Below are 325 nucleotides of genomic sequence, written 5' to 3' on the forward strand. Positions count from 1 at the left end.
GGACAGGAGGGCACAAAAAAAACCACTCGGCGTCGAATGGTCCGCACGTGATTTTGGCCCGGCTGTCGGCATTCCGGAAGATCCGGTTACGGGCTCAGCGAACGGAGCGTTGTCCGGTTATCTTATCTTGGAAGAGATATTGCCCGCCGGTCAGCTCCATCGTCTGAAAATTGGCCAAGGGGATGCTATCGGGAGAGCAGGCATCCTATACGTTACGATCGTGCCCGGCGAAGCAGCGCCAATCATCCAGGTTGCCGGAACAGCGAATGTCACCATAGCAGGAAAACTGCGCTTGCCTGAATAAGCAGAAAACGCGGGCGTATTT

Annotated in this window: 1 protein-coding gene; it reads left to right on the plus strand. The window is 55.4% G+C overall.

Annotated elements, in window-relative coordinates; genetic code table 11:
• On the plus strand, positions 1 to 304 hold a 304-nt coding region (locus MXD62_RS10795), incomplete at its 5' end, for a PhzF family phenazine biosynthesis protein (RefSeq protein WP_248829167.1).
• Positions 305 to 325: the final 21 nt, after the last annotated feature.

This window comes from Frankia sp. Mgl5 (genome assembly GCF_023242985.1).
GTDB classification, from domain to species: domain Bacteria; phylum Actinomycetota; class Actinomycetes; order Frankiales; family Frankiaceae; genus Parafrankia; species Parafrankia soli.